Origin of the sequence: Demequina sp. NBRC 110054, from assembly GCF_002090115.1 — a bacterium.
GTDB lineage: Bacteria > Actinomycetota > Actinomycetes > Actinomycetales > Demequinaceae > Demequina.
In genome coordinates this window covers 710745-725617 of record NZ_BBRK01000004.1, presented here as the reverse complement: position 1 = coordinate 725617, position 14873 = coordinate 710745, and the positions used below count along the sequence as shown (strand labels likewise).

13 protein-coding genes are annotated in these 14873 nt (G+C 69.8%); 12 read left to right on the top strand and 1 reads right to left on the bottom strand.

Features of this window, described 5'->3' with window-relative positions:
* Nucleotides 1-8 precede the first annotated feature (8 nt).
* The 12 genes from B7K23_RS03315 to B7K23_RS03260 all read left to right on the top strand — a co-directional run bounded on the left by B7K23_RS03315 (nucleotide 9) and on the right by B7K23_RS03260 (nucleotide 13190).
* The gene (locus B7K23_RS03315; protein WP_084124984.1) at nucleotides 9-866 is read left to right on the top strand and encodes an ABC transporter permease; all 858 of its coding nucleotides are present in this window, start codon (nucleotides 9-11) and stop codon (nucleotides 864-866) included.
* Nucleotides 853-1623, top strand: a complete 771-nt coding sequence (locus B7K23_RS03310) for an ABC transporter ATP-binding protein (protein ID WP_084124983.1) — start codon at nucleotides 853-855, stop codon at nucleotides 1621-1623. Before B7K23_RS03315 ends, B7K23_RS03310 begins: the two co-directional genes overlap by 14 nt.
* A gap of 56 nt (nucleotides 1624-1679) precedes the next feature.
* Complete coding sequence (locus B7K23_RS03305; RefSeq protein WP_084124982.1) at nucleotides 1680-2594, top strand: hypothetical protein; 915 nt, start codon at nucleotides 1680-1682, stop codon at nucleotides 2592-2594.
* Nucleotides 2591-3775 carry an acylneuraminate cytidylyltransferase gene (locus B7K23_RS03300; RefSeq protein WP_234996401.1) on the top strand — a complete coding sequence of 395 codons (1185 nt, stop codon included), beginning with the start codon at nucleotides 2591-2593 and terminating at the stop codon, nucleotides 3773-3775. The genes B7K23_RS03305 and B7K23_RS03300 overlap by 4 nt, the downstream gene beginning before the upstream one ends.
* The gene (locus B7K23_RS03295; protein WP_084124981.1) at nucleotides 3772-5037 is read left to right on the top strand and encodes a DUF6716 putative glycosyltransferase; all 1266 of its coding nucleotides are present in this window, start codon (nucleotides 3772-3774) and stop codon (nucleotides 5035-5037) included. The genes B7K23_RS03300 and B7K23_RS03295 overlap by 4 nt, the downstream gene beginning before the upstream one ends.
* A gap of 140 nt (nucleotides 5038-5177) precedes the next feature.
* On the top strand, nucleotides 5178-6053 hold the full coding sequence (locus B7K23_RS03290; RefSeq protein ID WP_084124980.1) for an N-acetylneuraminate synthase family protein: 876 nt from the start codon (nucleotides 5178-5180) through the stop codon (nucleotides 6051-6053).
* 217 nt (nucleotides 6054-6270) lie between these two features.
* Nucleotides 6271-7242 (top strand): glycosyltransferase family 2 protein, encoded by a 972-nt coding sequence (locus tag B7K23_RS03285; RefSeq protein ID WP_084126097.1) that lies wholly within the window; start codon nucleotides 6271-6273, stop codon nucleotides 7240-7242.
* A gap of 226 nt (nucleotides 7243-7468) precedes the next feature.
* Entirely contained in the window at nucleotides 7469-8590 is a 1122-nt protein-coding gene (gene pdhA, locus B7K23_RS03280) for a pyruvate dehydrogenase (acetyl-transferring) E1 component subunit alpha (RefSeq protein ID WP_084124979.1), read from the top strand.
* The gene (locus B7K23_RS03275) at nucleotides 8587-9636 is read left to right on the top strand and encodes an alpha-ketoacid dehydrogenase subunit beta (protein ID WP_084124978.1); all 1050 of its coding nucleotides are present in this window, start codon (nucleotides 8587-8589) and stop codon (nucleotides 9634-9636) included. Before pdhA ends, B7K23_RS03275 begins: the two co-directional genes overlap by 4 nt.
* Before the next feature lie 10 nt (nucleotides 9637-9646).
* Nucleotides 9647-11116, top strand: a complete 1470-nt coding sequence (locus B7K23_RS03270) for a dihydrolipoamide acetyltransferase family protein (protein WP_084124977.1) — start codon at nucleotides 9647-9649, stop codon at nucleotides 11114-11116.
* Between the two features lie 141 nt (nucleotides 11117-11257).
* Nucleotides 11258-11809, top strand: coding sequence for a hypothetical protein (locus tag B7K23_RS03265; protein WP_084124976.1), 552 nt, complete (start codon nucleotides 11258-11260; stop codon nucleotides 11807-11809).
* 136 nt (nucleotides 11810-11945) lie between these two features.
* Complete coding sequence (locus B7K23_RS03260) at nucleotides 11946-13190, top strand: hypothetical protein (RefSeq protein ID WP_084124975.1); 1245 nt, start codon at nucleotides 11946-11948, stop codon at nucleotides 13188-13190.
* Between the two features lie 135 nt (nucleotides 13191-13325).
* Here the strand turns inward: B7K23_RS03260 and B7K23_RS03255 are convergent, their stop codons facing one another.
* Nucleotides 13326-14729, bottom strand: coding sequence for a UTP--glucose-1-phosphate uridylyltransferase (locus B7K23_RS03255; RefSeq protein ID WP_084124974.1), 1404 nt, complete (start codon nucleotides 14727-14729; stop codon nucleotides 13326-13328).
* Nucleotides 14730-14873 lie beyond the last annotated feature (144 nt).

Sequence of the window (14873 nt, the reverse complement as noted above, 5' to 3'; positions counted from 1 at the left end):
GGAGCGGAATGAGTACGACAGACTACGAGGCGACGGCCCATCAGGCCGGCCTCCAGCCCGTGGGCGACCGCGTGCCATTGGGCGAGTATCTGAAGGACCTGTGGAGGTGCCGCGCCTTCGCGATCACGCTCGCCAAGTACCGGGTGCAGGCGGGCTTCTCCCAGCATCGGCTCGGCGTGTTCTGGGTCGTGCTTCAGCCCATCCTGCGCGCCGCCATGTACGGCCTCGTCTTCGGCGTCCTCATGGGTTCCAACACCCGTCCCGACAACTTCATCCCGTACCTCGTCGTGGGTGTGTTCATCTTCGGCTACTTCAGCCGTTCGTGGGCTGCCGGGGCGCGATCGATCACAGGCAACGCGCAGATGGTCCGCTCGCTCAACTTCCCGCGCATGCTGCTGCCGATCGCCGCGGTGATCGAGAACCTGCTTGAGCTGATCCCGATGATCTTCGTCCTCGCGATCATCGTGACGGCCTTCGGCGAGGTGCCCTCCTGGTCATGGCTCATGGTCGTCCCGGTCCTCGCGCTGATGACCATGTTCAACATGGGCGTCGCGCTGATCTCGGCGCGCCTCACGGTGCACGTGCGCGACCTGACGCAGTTCATCCCGCTCATCACGCGCATCCTCTTCTACACGTCGGGCGTGTTCTACTCGCTCGAGAAGACGCTCGCCGATCAGCCTCGACTGCTGTACGCGAGCTACTTCAACCCCATCGGCGACTTCATCGCGCTCGTGCGCGACGCGATGATCGAGACCACTCCGTCGCCGCCGATCGTCTGGTACGTGGTCATCGTGGCGTCCGTCGCCCTGCTGGTCTTCGGTGTCGTGTTCTTCTGGCGTGCGGAGGGTGAGTATGGCCGCGACTGATCCCATCCTGAACGAGCAGACCGAGGGTCCCGGCACGCCGGTGGTCGTCGTCGACGGCGTTCACGTGAAGTACAAGTCCTTCGCGGGCGGCAAGCGCGCCAAGGGCAAGCGCTCGCTCATGACGCGGCGACGCGGGATCCGCGTCGTCCACGCGCTCAAGGGCGTGTCCTTCGTCGCGCACCGGGGCGAGAGCATCGGCGTGATCGGCCACAACGGCTCCGGCAAGTCCACGCTCATGCGAGCGATCGCTGGCTTCACCCCGGCGACAGAGGGCCGTGTGTGGGCCTCGGAGCGCCCGTCGCTGCTGGGCGTCAACGCGGCCCTGATCCAGGACCTGTCGGGCTCCAAGAACATCATGCTCGGTGGACTCGCGCTCGGCTTCACGCCCGCGGAGATCGAGGCGAAGTACCAGGAGATCGTGGACTTCGCGGAGATCGAGGAGTTCATCGACCTGCCGATGAAGACCTATTCCTCGGGCATGAGCGCGCGCCTGCGCTTCGCGATCAACGTCGCGCGCGACCACCAGATCCTGCTGATCGACGAGGCCCTCGCCGTCGGCGACCAGGGCTTCCGTGAGCGCAGCCAGCAGCGCATCCGCGAGCTGCGCGACCAGGCCGGGTGCGTGTTCCTCGTCTCGCACTCGATGAGCTCCATCCGCGAGACGTGCAACCGCGTCCTGTGGATCGACCACGGCACGCTCAAGATGGACGGTCCCACCGACGAGGTCATCGCCGCCTACAAGGCTTCCAAGAAGTAGCGTCACCGGGCAGTCCAGTGTCACTCGTCGCCTGGGTAGAGTCACCGCTCCAACTGGTGAACGCGGTTGAGCACGCGCACGCCTCGCAAGCGCCGACGCGCATCCTCGTGAGGCCCGGGGTCGAGACCCTCGACGACGTCGCCGACGCGATCGAGCCGGCGCTTCCCGAAGGGACGATGCTCGAGCGGGGCGTGGGCTCGGCTGTCACCTCCCGTGCGGGGCGCGCACGCAGCCTTCTCGCGGGCGACGTCTACTCGGGGCAGCTGCGGGCCGTGCTCGCCGCGGGCCCGGTCAACGAGCTCGTGATCGTCGACGACGGCGCCGTCATGCTGTCGCTCGCCGAGCAGCTCGCGTCGAGCGCGCCGGTGACGCGGCCCGCGAACGCCGAGGGGAGCGTGATGCGGTTCCTCGGTGGTGTCGCGTCCCGTCGTGTGCGGTCGCTCATGGAGCAGGGCAGGGTGACGGTGCGGACGGCGTACGACGATGCGGACGAGGTGAAGGCGCTCGCCGATCTGGGCGCCACGATCCTGCGCAACGACTACGCCTGGACGCGGACGTCCGCTGGCCGCCTGTCGAAGCACCTCGAGGGCACGGTCGTCGTCGGCTCCGCGATGGTGGCCGACTCGCTCGTGCGGCCCGAGCGCTACCGGGACTGGCTCGTCGGCCTCGCCGCCGCGGGAGAGGTCACGTATCTGCCGCATCGTCGCGAGCGTGCGAAGGACGTCGCGGACTACGCCACGATCCCGGGCCTGCGCGTCTACCGTCCGGGCATCGCGCTCGAGCTCGTGCTCGCCCAGCAGCCCCGTCTGTCCAGGGTCGTGACGCTCCCGTCGAGCGTGCTCGCGACGCTCACGCATATCCTGCCCGAGACCGTCGCGCTCGAGCTGGCACCGGTGCCCGACGCCTGGTGGACCGAGAGCGCGGCCGCAGACTTCCGCACGATGGTGCGGCGAATCGAGGAGAGCCGATGACCATGTCGATGACCGGTGTGACCGGCACCGTGGCGATCATCCCCGCGCGCGGGGGATCCAAGGGGGTGCCCGGCAAGAACCTCAAGGAGGTCGGCGGGGTCTCGCTCGTGGGCCGCGCGATCCAGGCGGCGGCTCAGGTGGACGGCATCGACCTGGTGGCGGTGTCCACGGACGATGCGGCGATCGCGGCGGAGGCCCGCAGCCACGGGGCGACGGTGGTGGACCGCCCGGCCGAGCTGGCCGGCGACCAGGCGACCTCCGAGTCCGCGCTCGTGCATGCGATCGAGACGCTGCGCGCTCAGGGCGCCGACCCTCAGCGGATCGCGTTCCTGCAGGCGACCTCGCCGTTCATCGACGTCCCCGCGCTCGGTCGCGCGGTCGCGGTCGTGGCCGAGGGCCGCGCGGACTCCGCCTTCTCCGCGGTGGAGACGTACGCGTTCCTGTGGCGGCGCACCGAGGACGGCGCCGAGGGCGTCAACCACGACAAGTCGTACCGACCGCGCCGTCAGGACCGCGAGCCGCACTACCAGGAGACCGGTGCCTTCTACGTGATGGACCTCGAGGGCTTCCTGGCCGCGAACCACCGCTTCTTCGGCCGCGTCGAGGTCATCGAGGTGGACCCGTCGACCGCGATCGAGATCGACGACCTGCACGAGCTCGAGCTCGCTCGGAGGCTCGCGGAGTCCGAGGCCGGCTCCACCCCGATCCCTGCGAAGGCCGTCGTGACCGACTTCGACGGCGTCCACACGGACGACACCGCCACGGTGACGCAGGACGGCGTCGAGTCCGTGACCGTGAGCCGCTCCGATGGCATGGGCGTCGCGCGCCTGCGCGCCGCCGGTGTGCCGTTCCTGATCCTTTCCAAGGAGCGCAACCCCGTCGTCTCCGCGCGCGCCGAGAAGCTGCGCGTCGATGTGCGTCAGGGGATCGACGACAAGCCGACCGCGCTCGCCGCGTGGTGCGCCGAGGTCGGCGTCGACCTCGCGGACGTCGTGTACATGGGCAACGACATCAACGACGTCGAGTCGATGAGGCTCGTCGGCTGGCCGACGGCGCCGGCCGACGCGCGCCCCGAGGCCATCGCGGTCGCGCGCGTCACATGCGCGAAGCCCGGCGGCCGCGGCGCGGTGCGCGAGATCGCGGAGCGCGTCCTCGCCGCGTGGGAGGACGACGCCTCGTGACGGACGACAGCGCCATGCCCTCCCGCCCCATCCGGGTGGTGGGCATCGCCGACTCCGACTCGTACCTCAAATGGCTGGCCTACACGCTCGACCGGCTGCCGGAGGAGTGGGACGTGTCGATCCACTCGCTCGTCGGATCGGCGACGCCCTCGCCCGCCCAGACGGTCGCGCTGCTCGACGGCAGCTCCTTCGATCCCGAGCGATGCCTGCCGGTCGGGCTGAAGGAGCTCGGCGGCCTTCTCGAGCGCGAGCAGGCCGACGTGCTGCTCCTCGCCACCCGCGGTCCCGCCGCGTGGCTCGTGATCGAGAACGTCGTGACGCCCATGGCGCATCGTCCCGTCGTCGTGACGGGGCTGCCTGGCATCTCGATCCCTGCCCAGCGCCTCGGGACCGTGTACCGCTCGGGGGCCGATCTCTTCATCCTGCACAGCTCGCGCGAGGTCGAGGCCTACGAGGATCTCGTGGGCGATGACCCTCTTCACGGGACCTTCGCGCTCGCAACCCTGCCGTTCGCGGGGCTGGGCGAGCGCGCGGAGCAGCCGAACGAGGTGCTCTTCGCCGCGCAGGCTCTGGTCCCGTACGAGAAGGAGGAGCGCGAGTCGATCCTGCGCGCTCTCGTGGATCTCGCCACGACGCGGCCCGAGCTCGACGTGATCGTCAAGGTGCGCGCCATCGCGGGTGAGGCCCAGACACACGCCGAGGAGTTCGCGTTCCCCGACCTGCTTGACGGGCTCGTGGCGCAGGGGCTCGAGGCGCCTCCCAACCTCAAGGTGTCCGGGGCCTCGATGAGGGAGCACCTCGAGCGGGCGGTCGGCGTGGTGACGGTCAGCTCGACGGCGGCGATCGAGGCGATCGCCGCCGAGGTGCCCGTCCTGATCCTCGGTGACTTCGGCGTGAGCGACCGCATGATCAACACGGTCTTCCTCGGCTCCGAGACGATCGGCACGCTCGATGACCTGCGCGCGGGCACCTTCCGCATGCCCGCCCAGGACTGGCTCGCGCATAACTACTTCCACCCCGACACCGATGACGACGTGGTGCCGCGCCTCACGGAGCTCGTACGCGCGCGTCGCGAGGACCGGCTGCGTCCTCCGCGTTCAATCGTGCGCGACGAGCTCGGCTGGCGGCGGCGCCTGCGTGCGCGCTCCGCGGCCGGGGCCTTCGAGCCGGGCTCGCCCCAGGCCGTGGCGCTCGCGGCGGCCACCAAGGTGCTGCGGGGCGTGAGCTGGAGGATCAACCGGCTGCGGCAGTCCCGTCCCTGACCCTCGATGCGGCGAAATGCGTCTGCGCACGTAGACTGGGAACGCCCAACGATGGCGACGCGGCGGCTTGGGCCACGCGTGACGCCTACGACAAGTTTCAGCAGGCGCCAGGAGCGGCAGCTTCGGCGAAAGGAATACGCGTGACGAATTCGGTACGTATTGGCAAGCACGAGATCGGCGGCGACGCCCCGGTCTACGTGATCGCGGAGATCGGCCTCAACCACAACGGTTCGGTCGAGCTCGCGAAGCAGCTGATCGACGTGGCCGCCGAGGCCGGCTGCCAGGCGGTGAAGTTCCAGAAGCGCACCCCGGAGATCGCGACTCCGGAGCACATGAAGAAGACCCCGCGCGAGACGCCGTGGGGCACCATGACGTACCTCGAGTACCGCTACAAGGTGGAGTTCGAGAAGGACGAGTACACCGAGATCTCGAAGTACTGCGACGAGAAGGGCCTCGACTGGTTCGCGTCGCCGTGGGACGAGCCTTCGGTCGACTTCCTCGAGTCGATGGACGTGTGCGCGTACAAGATCGCGTCCGCCTCGGTCACCGACCTGGGCATGCTCGCCAAGATCAAGGAGACCGGCAAGCCCGTCATCCTGTCGACCGGCATGTCGACGATCGAGCAGATCGACAAGGCTGTCGAGACCCTCGGCAAGGACAACCTGGTCATCATGCACGCGACCTCGACGTACCCGCTTCCCCCCGAGGAGGCGAACCTGCGCATGATCGACACCCTGAAGGAGCGCTACGGCGTCCCCACGGGCTACTCGGGCCACGAGCCTGGCCTGCAGATCTCGCTCGCCGCGGTCGCCCTCGGCGCCGTCACGGTCGAGCGTCACATCACCCTTGACCGCACCATGTGGGGCTCTGACCACGCCGCGTCGCTCGAGCCGGGTGGCCTCAACCACCTCGTGCGCGACATCCGCATCATCGAGACCGCTCTCGGTGACGGCGTGAAGAAGGTCTTCCCGGGCGAGCTGGCTCCGCTGAGCAAGCTGCGCCGCGTCGGAGCCTGATCCCCGCAGACGCGTTCCGAAGGCGCCCGTCCTCCTCGTGAGGACGGGCGCCTTCGTTGTGTCTGGGTCCGGGCGTCGCTGGCGACCGCGACGGGTGCCGCGATCGGAGGCCGTGGAGCGCCCGATCCAGTCGCCTCGGGCCGCTTGTTCAGGGACGATGCGCGGGTCGCCGAGCGTGCCGGATCGTGCGGGTCCCTCGCGGGGCTACGATCGCGGGGTGAAGGTCTTCGTCCAGGTACCGTGCCTCAACGAGGAGGCGACCCTCGCCACCGTGCTGGGGTCGGTGCCCCGCCAGATCGACGGCGTCGACGAGGTCGAGCTGCTCGTCATCGATGACGGCTCGACCGACCGCACCGGGGAGATCGCTCGCGAGTTCGGCGCGCACGTGCTTCGGCACGACCGGACGATGGGGCTCGCGACGTCGTTCCGCGACGGGCTCGACTACGCTCTCGCGCACGGCGCCGACATCGTCGTGAACACGGACGGCGACAACCAGTACCCGCAGGACCGGATCGGCGACCTCGTGGCGCCCATCCTGCGGGGTGAGGCCGACATCGTTATCGGCGATCGGCAGACGCACAAGATCGCCCATTTCTCGCCCTTCAAGAAGGCGATGCAGCGGTTCGGCTCGTGGGTCGTCAACAAGGCCGCCGGCACGGACCTGCCCGATGCGGCCTCGGGCTTCCGCGCGTACTCGAAGTTCGCGATCTATCGCCTCAACGTCATCACGCAGTTCAGCTACTGCATGGAGACGATCATCCAGGCCGGCAACAAGCGGCTCGCCATCGCGTCGGTCGCGGTCGACACCAACCCGAAGACCCGCGAGTCGCGGCTCTTCAGCAGCAGCCTCGAGCACATGATGAAGTCGGCGCAGGCGATCCTGCGGTCCTACATCATGTTCAGGCCGTGGACGATCTTCATGTCGCTCGGAGCGTTGTTCGGTCTCATCGGAGTGTTCCCGTACGTCCGCTACCTGGTGCTCGTGGCGACGGGCGACCAGGGCAACCACTTCCAGTCACTGCTGCTCGGCGCGGTGTTCGTGATGGGAGCGTTCCTGTCGCTCGCTCTCGGGGTGCTGTCAGATCTGCTCAAGACCAACCGCACCCTGCACGAGCAGGCGCTCGAGCGTCTCAAGGAGCAGCAGTACGGGCCCGCGCTGCCCGCGAGCCCGACCTCGCGGCGCGACTGAGCCGGAACGGTGGGACTGCGCCGGAGACGCGTGACGGCGTCTGTGAGGCCCGCCTGATCCGGACCTCCCGAGCCGTCCTGTGAGGCCTGCGCGACCGCATCGTCCCTGATCACACGCGGTAGCGCCGCGTGACGTTTGCAACCTACGGAACCGTAGCCTACGCTTGCGTAGGTTAGCGCGCGACCCTGCGCGCCCTCGATCTGCAGGGGAGTTCACTGTGGAAGCAATGGGACCGCTCAGCGACGAAGGGCTCGTCCAGCTGCTGGACGCCGACGGCACCCGCGTCGGCGACCCCGACTGGGAGCCGTACGCCTCGCACCTCACGCCCGAGGCCCTCCGCCTCTCATGGCGCCTCATGACGCTCACCCGCGCCTTCGACGCCGAGGCCACGAGCCTCCAGCGCCAGGGCGAGCTCGGACTGTGGGTGTCGTGCCTGGGCCAGGAGGCTGCCCAGATCGGCTCGGGCACCGCGATCCGCGAGCCTGACTACGTGTTCCCCAGCTACCGCGAGCACGGCGTGGCGCTCACCCGCAGCGTCGACCTGCCGCAGATGCTCACCCTGTTCCGCGGCCTCGAGCACGGGTCGTGGGACCCCGCGCAGCACTCGTTCCACCTCTACACGCTGGTCATCGGCGCGCACACGCTGCACGCGACCGGCTACGCGATGGCGATGGATCGCGACGGCCTCGTCGCGTCCGGCCAGCCCGACAAGGACGGCGCCGTCGTCTGCTACTTCGGCGACGGAGCGACCAGCCAGGGCGACGTCAACGAGGCGTTCGTCTTCGCGTCGGTCAACAACGCGCCGATCGTCTTCTTCATCCAGAACAACCAGTTCGCGATCTCCGAGCCCACCACGCGGCAGTCGCGCGTCACGCTCGCTCAGCGCGCCGACGGCTTCGGCATCCCGCGCGTGCGCGTCGACGGCAACGACGTGATCGCCGTCCACGCGGTCACCCAGTGGGCGCTGCGCCATGCGCGCGCCGGCCAGGGCCCCGTGCTGATCGAGGCGTTCACCTACCGCATGGCGGCGCACACCACGTCGGACGACCCGACGCGCTACCGCAGCCACGCCGACGAGGAGAAGTGGCGCCAGCGCGACCCGATCGCGCGCCTCGAGAAGCACCTCGACTCGCTCGGCGAGCTCTCCCAGGAGTACCGCGACGAGGTCGCGGCCGAGGCCAAGGCGCTCGGCAAGCGGACCCGTGAGACCGTGAAGTCGTGGGAGCGCCCGCCGCTGCTCACGATGTTCGACCACGTGTACGCCGAGCCGCACGCCCAGGTCGAGGCCGAGCGCGCCTGGTTCGACCGCTATCAGCAGTCCTTCATCGACGAGGGGAGCCACGCATGACCGACACGACCTCAGGCTCGACCGCGGTCGAGCGCGAGTCCGCCGTGAAGACCATGACCATGGCGGGCGCGATCAACGCGGGCCTGCGCGCCGCCATGGAGCGCGACGACAAGGTGCTCCTGCTCGGCGAGGACATCGGCCAGCTCGGCGGCGTCTTCCGCGTCACCGACGGCCTCCACAAGGACTTCGGCGGCGACCGCGTGATCGACACCCCGCTCGCCGAGTCCGGGATCGTCGGCACCTCCATCGGCATGGCGATGCGCGGCTACCGCCCCGTGATCGAGATCCAGTTCGACGGCTTCATCTTCCCGGCCTTCAACCAGATCACGACGCAGCTCGCCAAGATGCACTACCGCTCGCACGGCGCGATCCAGCTGCCCGTCGTCATCCGTGTGCCCTTCGCGGGCGACATCGGCGCGATCGAGCACCACAGCGAGTCGATCGAGGCGCTCTTCGCGCACACCGCGGGTCTGAGGATCTGCTCGCCTGCCACGCCGCAGGACGCCTTCGACATGGTTCAGCAGTCGATCTTCGCGCCCGACCCCGTCCTCTTCCTCGAGCCCAAGGCCCGCTACTGGGACAAGGGCGACGTCGACACGGACGCCGTGCGCACGCGCCTGGACGATGCGGCCGCCACCGCCGACATCGGGCGGGCCCGGATCGCGCGTCCCGGCACGGACGTCACTCTCGTCGCCTACGGCCCGACGGTGCGCACCGCGCTCCAGGTCGCCGACGTCGCCGCCGACGAGGGCACGAGCGTCGAGGTCGTCGACCTGCGGTCGATCTCGCCGCTCGACATCCCCACCGTCGTGCGCTCCGCGAAGCGCACGGGTCGCGTCGTCGTGGTCCATGAGGCCCCGACCGCCCACGGCGTCGGCGCGGAGATCGCCGCCCGCGTGGGCGAGGAGGCCTTCTTCCACCTCAAGGCCCCCGTGATGCGCGTCGGAGGCTTCCACATGCCGTACCCGCCGTCGAAGTTCGAGCACGAGTTCCTGCCCAACCTCGACCGCGTCCTCGATGCCGTCGACCGCCTGATGGCTCACTAGGAGACCCGCGATGCCCACGTTCGAGTCGTTCCGCATGCCCGATGCGGGTGAGGGCCTCACCGAGGCCGACGTCGTCACCTGGCACGTCAAGGTCGGCGACACCGTCGAGGTGAACCAGCCTCTCCTCGAGGTCGAGACCGCGAAGTCGCTGGTCGAGCTCCCGTGCCCCGTCGACGGGGTCGTCACCGAGCTGCTCGCCGAGGTCGGCGACACCGTGGACGTCGGCGCCGTGATCGCGACGTTCGACGTCGACCCGGGCGGCGAGGCCGCCCCGGCGCCCGCGCCGGAGGCGACCGCTGCCTCCCAGGGTGCCGCCGCATCGTCCGTGTCCGCTGCGTCGTCCGAGGCGATCGCTGCCCCCCAGGCGGCTGCCGCATCGTCCGCGTCCCAGGCTGCCCCCGCAGCCGTCGCATCGTCCCCGGCCACGGCTCCCGCTCCCTCGGGCGCGGCGGAGATTGTGGACGAGCCTGCGGGCGCCGTGCTCGTGGGCTACGGCGTGCGCGCCGGGTCGGCGAAGCGCCGTCCCCGACGCGACGACGCGCTCGAGCCGATCGGCGGCGAGGGCGACAGCGAGTACCCCGTGCTCGCGAAGCCCCCGGTGCGCAAGCTCGCCAAGGAGCTCGGCATCGACCTCACGACCATCACCCCGTCCGGGATCGGCGGCCTCGTGACGCGCGAGGACGTCGAGTCCGCGGCCAAGTCGTTCAGCCCTCAGGTGCTCGCGACCTACCCCGGCGACGACCAGCCGTGGCTTGAGTCCGGGACGATGACCAAGGACGGGCGCGCGACACGGGTCCCCGTGCGCTCGGTCCGCAAGCGCACCGCCGAGGCGATGGTGTCGTCGGCGTTCACCGCTCCCCACGTCACGGTGTTCCTCACGGTCGACGTCACCGAGACCATGAACCTCGTCGCGCGCCTCAAGAAGGACCGCGAGTTCGCGGACGTGCGCGTCACGCCGCTGCTCATCGTCGCGAAGGCACTGCTGCTCGCCGCGCGTCGCCACCCCGAGATCAACGCGAGCTGGGACGAGTCCGCCCAGGAGATCGTCTACAAGCACTACGTGAACCTCGGCATCGCGGCCTCCACGCCGCGCGGCCTGCTCGTGCCCAACATCAAGGACGCGCACCGCCTCCCGCTGCACGCCCTCGCGGACGAGATCCAGGAGCTCACCGGGCTCGCGCGCGAGTCGAAGACCCCGCCGTCGGCGCTCAGGGACGGCACGATCACGATCACGAACGTCGGCCCGCTCGGCATCGACACCGGCACGCCGATCCTCAACCCCGGCGAGGCCGCGATCCTCGCGTTCGGCGCGATCCGCGAGCAGCCGTGGGTGCACGAGGGCGAGATCAAGATCCGCTGGGTCACGCAGCTCGCGCTGAGCGTCGACCACCGCCTCGTGGACGGCGAGCTCGGCGCGCGCGTCCTCGCCGACGTGGGTCGGGTCATGCAGGATCCGTCGCAGGGACTCGTCTGGGCGTAGCGGTCCCGCCGCCGCAACGGTAACGTCGGCTCCACGACGCCGGCGGGGGCCGGCTCGGGTCGGCCAGCCGCCGGCATCGACCGGCGGGGGCCGGTGAGGGACGGGGGAAACGTGCAGCCTGACGACCAGAAGTCTCCGCGCATGGAGATCGGCCTCGATGGGAAGCCGTACGTGCCGTGGGAGGGACCCACGAAGCCTCCCGCGGGCGGTTCCGGCTGGGACGACGGCTGGGACCAGGGAGGGGCGGCTCTCACGTCTTTCGTCGTGTCCAGCGCTCCCGACTCATCGGGGGCAGCCGGTCATCCCGGGACGGCGGGCATCCCGGATCCGTCCTCGGCGCCCGGCTATCCCGGCGTGCTGCCGGCGCTCGAGCCCGTGCGCTCCGTCTCGAACGAGCTCAACCATCTGGGCTGGTACTCCGTTGGTCTGGGGGTCGCGGCTGCGGTCGTCACCGCGGTCGGGCTCTTCCTCGGCGCGATGCTCATGCCGCTCGGCGTCGCGATCCTCATGGCGGGGTGGGGGTTCGTCTACGGGGTGCGCTCGCACAATGCCGCGGTGCGGGGCTACGCGACCAACCCGTGGGTCGGGCGCGTCGGGATCCTGCTGGCCGTCGCCGGTGCGCTCGCGACGGTCGTCGGATGGTTCCTCCAGTACGTGGCGGTCGCCGAGATCCTTGAGACCGCCGCCACGTAGTCCGGGCACCCTGCCCTCCGCGACCTGCCATGCGTGAGCGTCCTCGCCCGCGACCGCGGAGCCGTAGGCTGGTGAGGCACATTCCACCGACCGACGCACGGACGAGGATCGTGTGCGGACCCAGGAAGGTGATGTCATGAGCGATGCGACGAGGCAGGCGGTGGTCGGCCCGGGCGGCTGCGTGCTCCATATCGGCATGATGAAGACGGCGACCACGTCGATCCAGGGTGCCGCCTCGCAGCATCGCTCGGATCTTCTCAAGCATGGCGTGCGCTACCCGGGCATCGGGCTCAATCACAGCGAGGCGCTGTCGTCCATCCTTGGCCCCGGTGGCGTGCGCTACGACTCGGAGCGCCACGATGTGAAGTGGGACCGGCTCGTGGCCGAGCGTGACCAGAACCCGAAGGATCGCCTCTTCCTCAGCTCCGAGCTCATCGCCGGCACGAACGAGGAGGCGGTCGACCGTCTCATCGCGCAGTTCGGGCCCGAGCTCCACGTCGTGCTCACCGTGCGCCCGCTCGCCCAGCTCCTGCCCTCCGCGTGGCAGCAGTACGTCAAGCAGCGCACCGAGGTCGGCTATCGCAAGTGGCTCAAGCGCGTGGTCGTCGAGCGTGAGGGCAAGCTCGCGAAGCGCGTGTGGGCCAAGTACGGCATGGTCCAGGCCGCCCGTCCCTGGGTCGACCGCCTCGGCCCCGAGCGGGTCACGGTCGTGATGCTCGACAAGACTCGTCCCGAGCTCGCGTTCGAGTCCTTCGAGTCGCTGCTCGGGCTGCCCGATGGACTGCTCTCGTCGAACCTCAAGGACGACCGCGCCAACCGCGGCCTGTCCTACGAGGAGGTCGAGCTCGTCCGTCTCGTGAACCAGCGGGTGAAGGACCCCGTGCTCGACGCGACGGAGTACCGCTCGCTCGTGCGGTTCGCGCTGGTCGATGGCCTCCAGAACACGCGCGTGCCGACTCCCGAGGAGGGTCGCCTGAGGCTGCCGCCCCAGAGGGCGACGAGGATCGAGGCGGTCGCCAAGCGCCAGATCAGGAAGATCCGCGACCTGGGCGTGAACGTGATCGGGGACCTGAGCAGCTACGCCGTGATGCCCAAGCCCGATGCCGCCCCGGTGCCGCCTGTGACGCACGTGCCCGCCAACCTCGTCGACGACGCGGTCCGCTGCGTCAAGACGGCGAAGCCCGGCGGCGGGCGGTGGCGGCGCGCGGTGGGCCACCCCGCCCCGAGCGAGAGCGACCGTCCGCCCGTCCCGATCGAGGAGGCCGCCGACATCGTGACGGCCGCGATCCTCAGGGCGCGCGACGATCGTGTGAGGGCCGCCGGAGACGCGACCGTGCGGCGACTCCAGCGCTGGCGCGGAGACATCACGAAGCGGGCCTGAACGGCCGCAGTCCTGGTCGCTCCGACCGCAGTCCCGCCGCGTGGGCGGAGCGAACCGACGCCGTCCGCGCGGCGAGTCACCGCCCGCCCGCGCGGCGAGTCACCGCCCGTCCGCGCGGCGACGTGGGTCCTGGGCTCAGCCCTCGATGATGCCGCCCTCGAGCACCGTGTTGTCGTTCACGAAGTTCGGCTCGCCGTTGTCGTCCTCGAGCACCACGGTGCCGACGACGGTCACGTTCTTGCCGAACGTCCAGTCGCCGTAGATCGTCAGGGACGAGGCCTCCTTGAGTGAGGGCACGCCGTAGGGGAAGTGCCGGTCGAAGTCCTCGACGGTCTTGTAGTAGTCCGAGTCGAGGTCGATCATCGGCGCCTTGCGGACTGCGAGGCGCAGCGCGCCGTCCTCGTCGAGCGTGTAGGCGTCCGAGCGCAGGAGGAGCAGCTCGTTCGTCGTCTTGACCGGCAGGAAGCGGTCGCGGCCCACGACGATCGCGGTCGCGCCCTCGAACACCTCGATCGCGGCGCCCATCGCGGTCTCGATCTGGAAGACCTCGGGCGACTCCTTGTCGGTCGGGTCCACCGTCTTCTTGTTACGGATCAGGGGGAGACCGAGAACCGCGCCGCGCTCGGTGAGCGCCGCCTTGAGCTTCTCGAGGTCCCACCACAGGTTGTTCGTGTGGAAGAACGGGTGGTGGAACTCGTCGGTGAAGAAGTGCATCTCGTCCTCGGCCGTCTGCGCGGTGTCGCGCAGGATCAGCTGGCCATCGGACTTGCGGATCGCGAGGTGGCCGCCCTTGCGGTCCATCGCGGTGCGGGGGCACAGCTCTGCGGCGTACGGCGCGCCCGAGGCGGCGAACCAGCCCGCGAGCTTCGCGCTCGGGACCGCGCCCAGGTTGTCGGAGTTGGACACGCACGCGTAGCGGAAGCCCGCGTCGAGCAGGGCGTCGAGCGCGCCGGACGCAAGGATGGCGGTGTAGATGTCACCGTGGCCAGGGGGGCACCACTCGAGCTCGGGGTCCTGGGGCCACTCGGCGGGGGTGAGCCCGTCCACGAGCAGCTTCGGCTCCTTGTTCTGGAGGAAGTCGAGCGGCAGGCCCTCGAGGGCCAGATCCTCGTGGGACGCGAGCTCGGCGAGCGAGTCCTCGGTCGTGCGGAAGCTGTTCATGAGCAGCAGCGGCAGGCGTGCGCCCGAGGCGCCGCGGGCCTTGGTGATCTGCTCCGCGATCAGGTCGAGGAAGCTCTTGCCGTCGCGGACGGGCAGGAGCGACTTCGCGCGGTCCATGCCCATCGAGGTGCCGAGGCCGCCGTTGAGCTTGATGATCGCGGTCTTGGCGAGCGCCTCGTTCGCCGCCTCCTCGGAGATGTCGACGTCGTCGAGCTTCGCCGGGTCCAGCAGAGGTTCGATCGTGTCCTCGAGGATGAGCCCGGTCGCGCCGGCCTCGAGCTCCCCGTAGTAGTGCGTGAACACGTCGATCGCGGCCTGGCTGACGCCGGCCTCCTTCATCTTGGTCTGGGCGGCCGTGAGGCCTGCTGCATCGCTCATGGCTCCGAGCCTAGAGACTTCCGACGGACGACGCGACAGGCTCGGTGGACGTTCACCCGCCCCTTACCTGCCCTGGGGCCTTGGGGGAGCGGTCGCGTCGGCTGCTCTGTGGACATCTCAGGCGTTCCAAGGTCAAAGAATGGT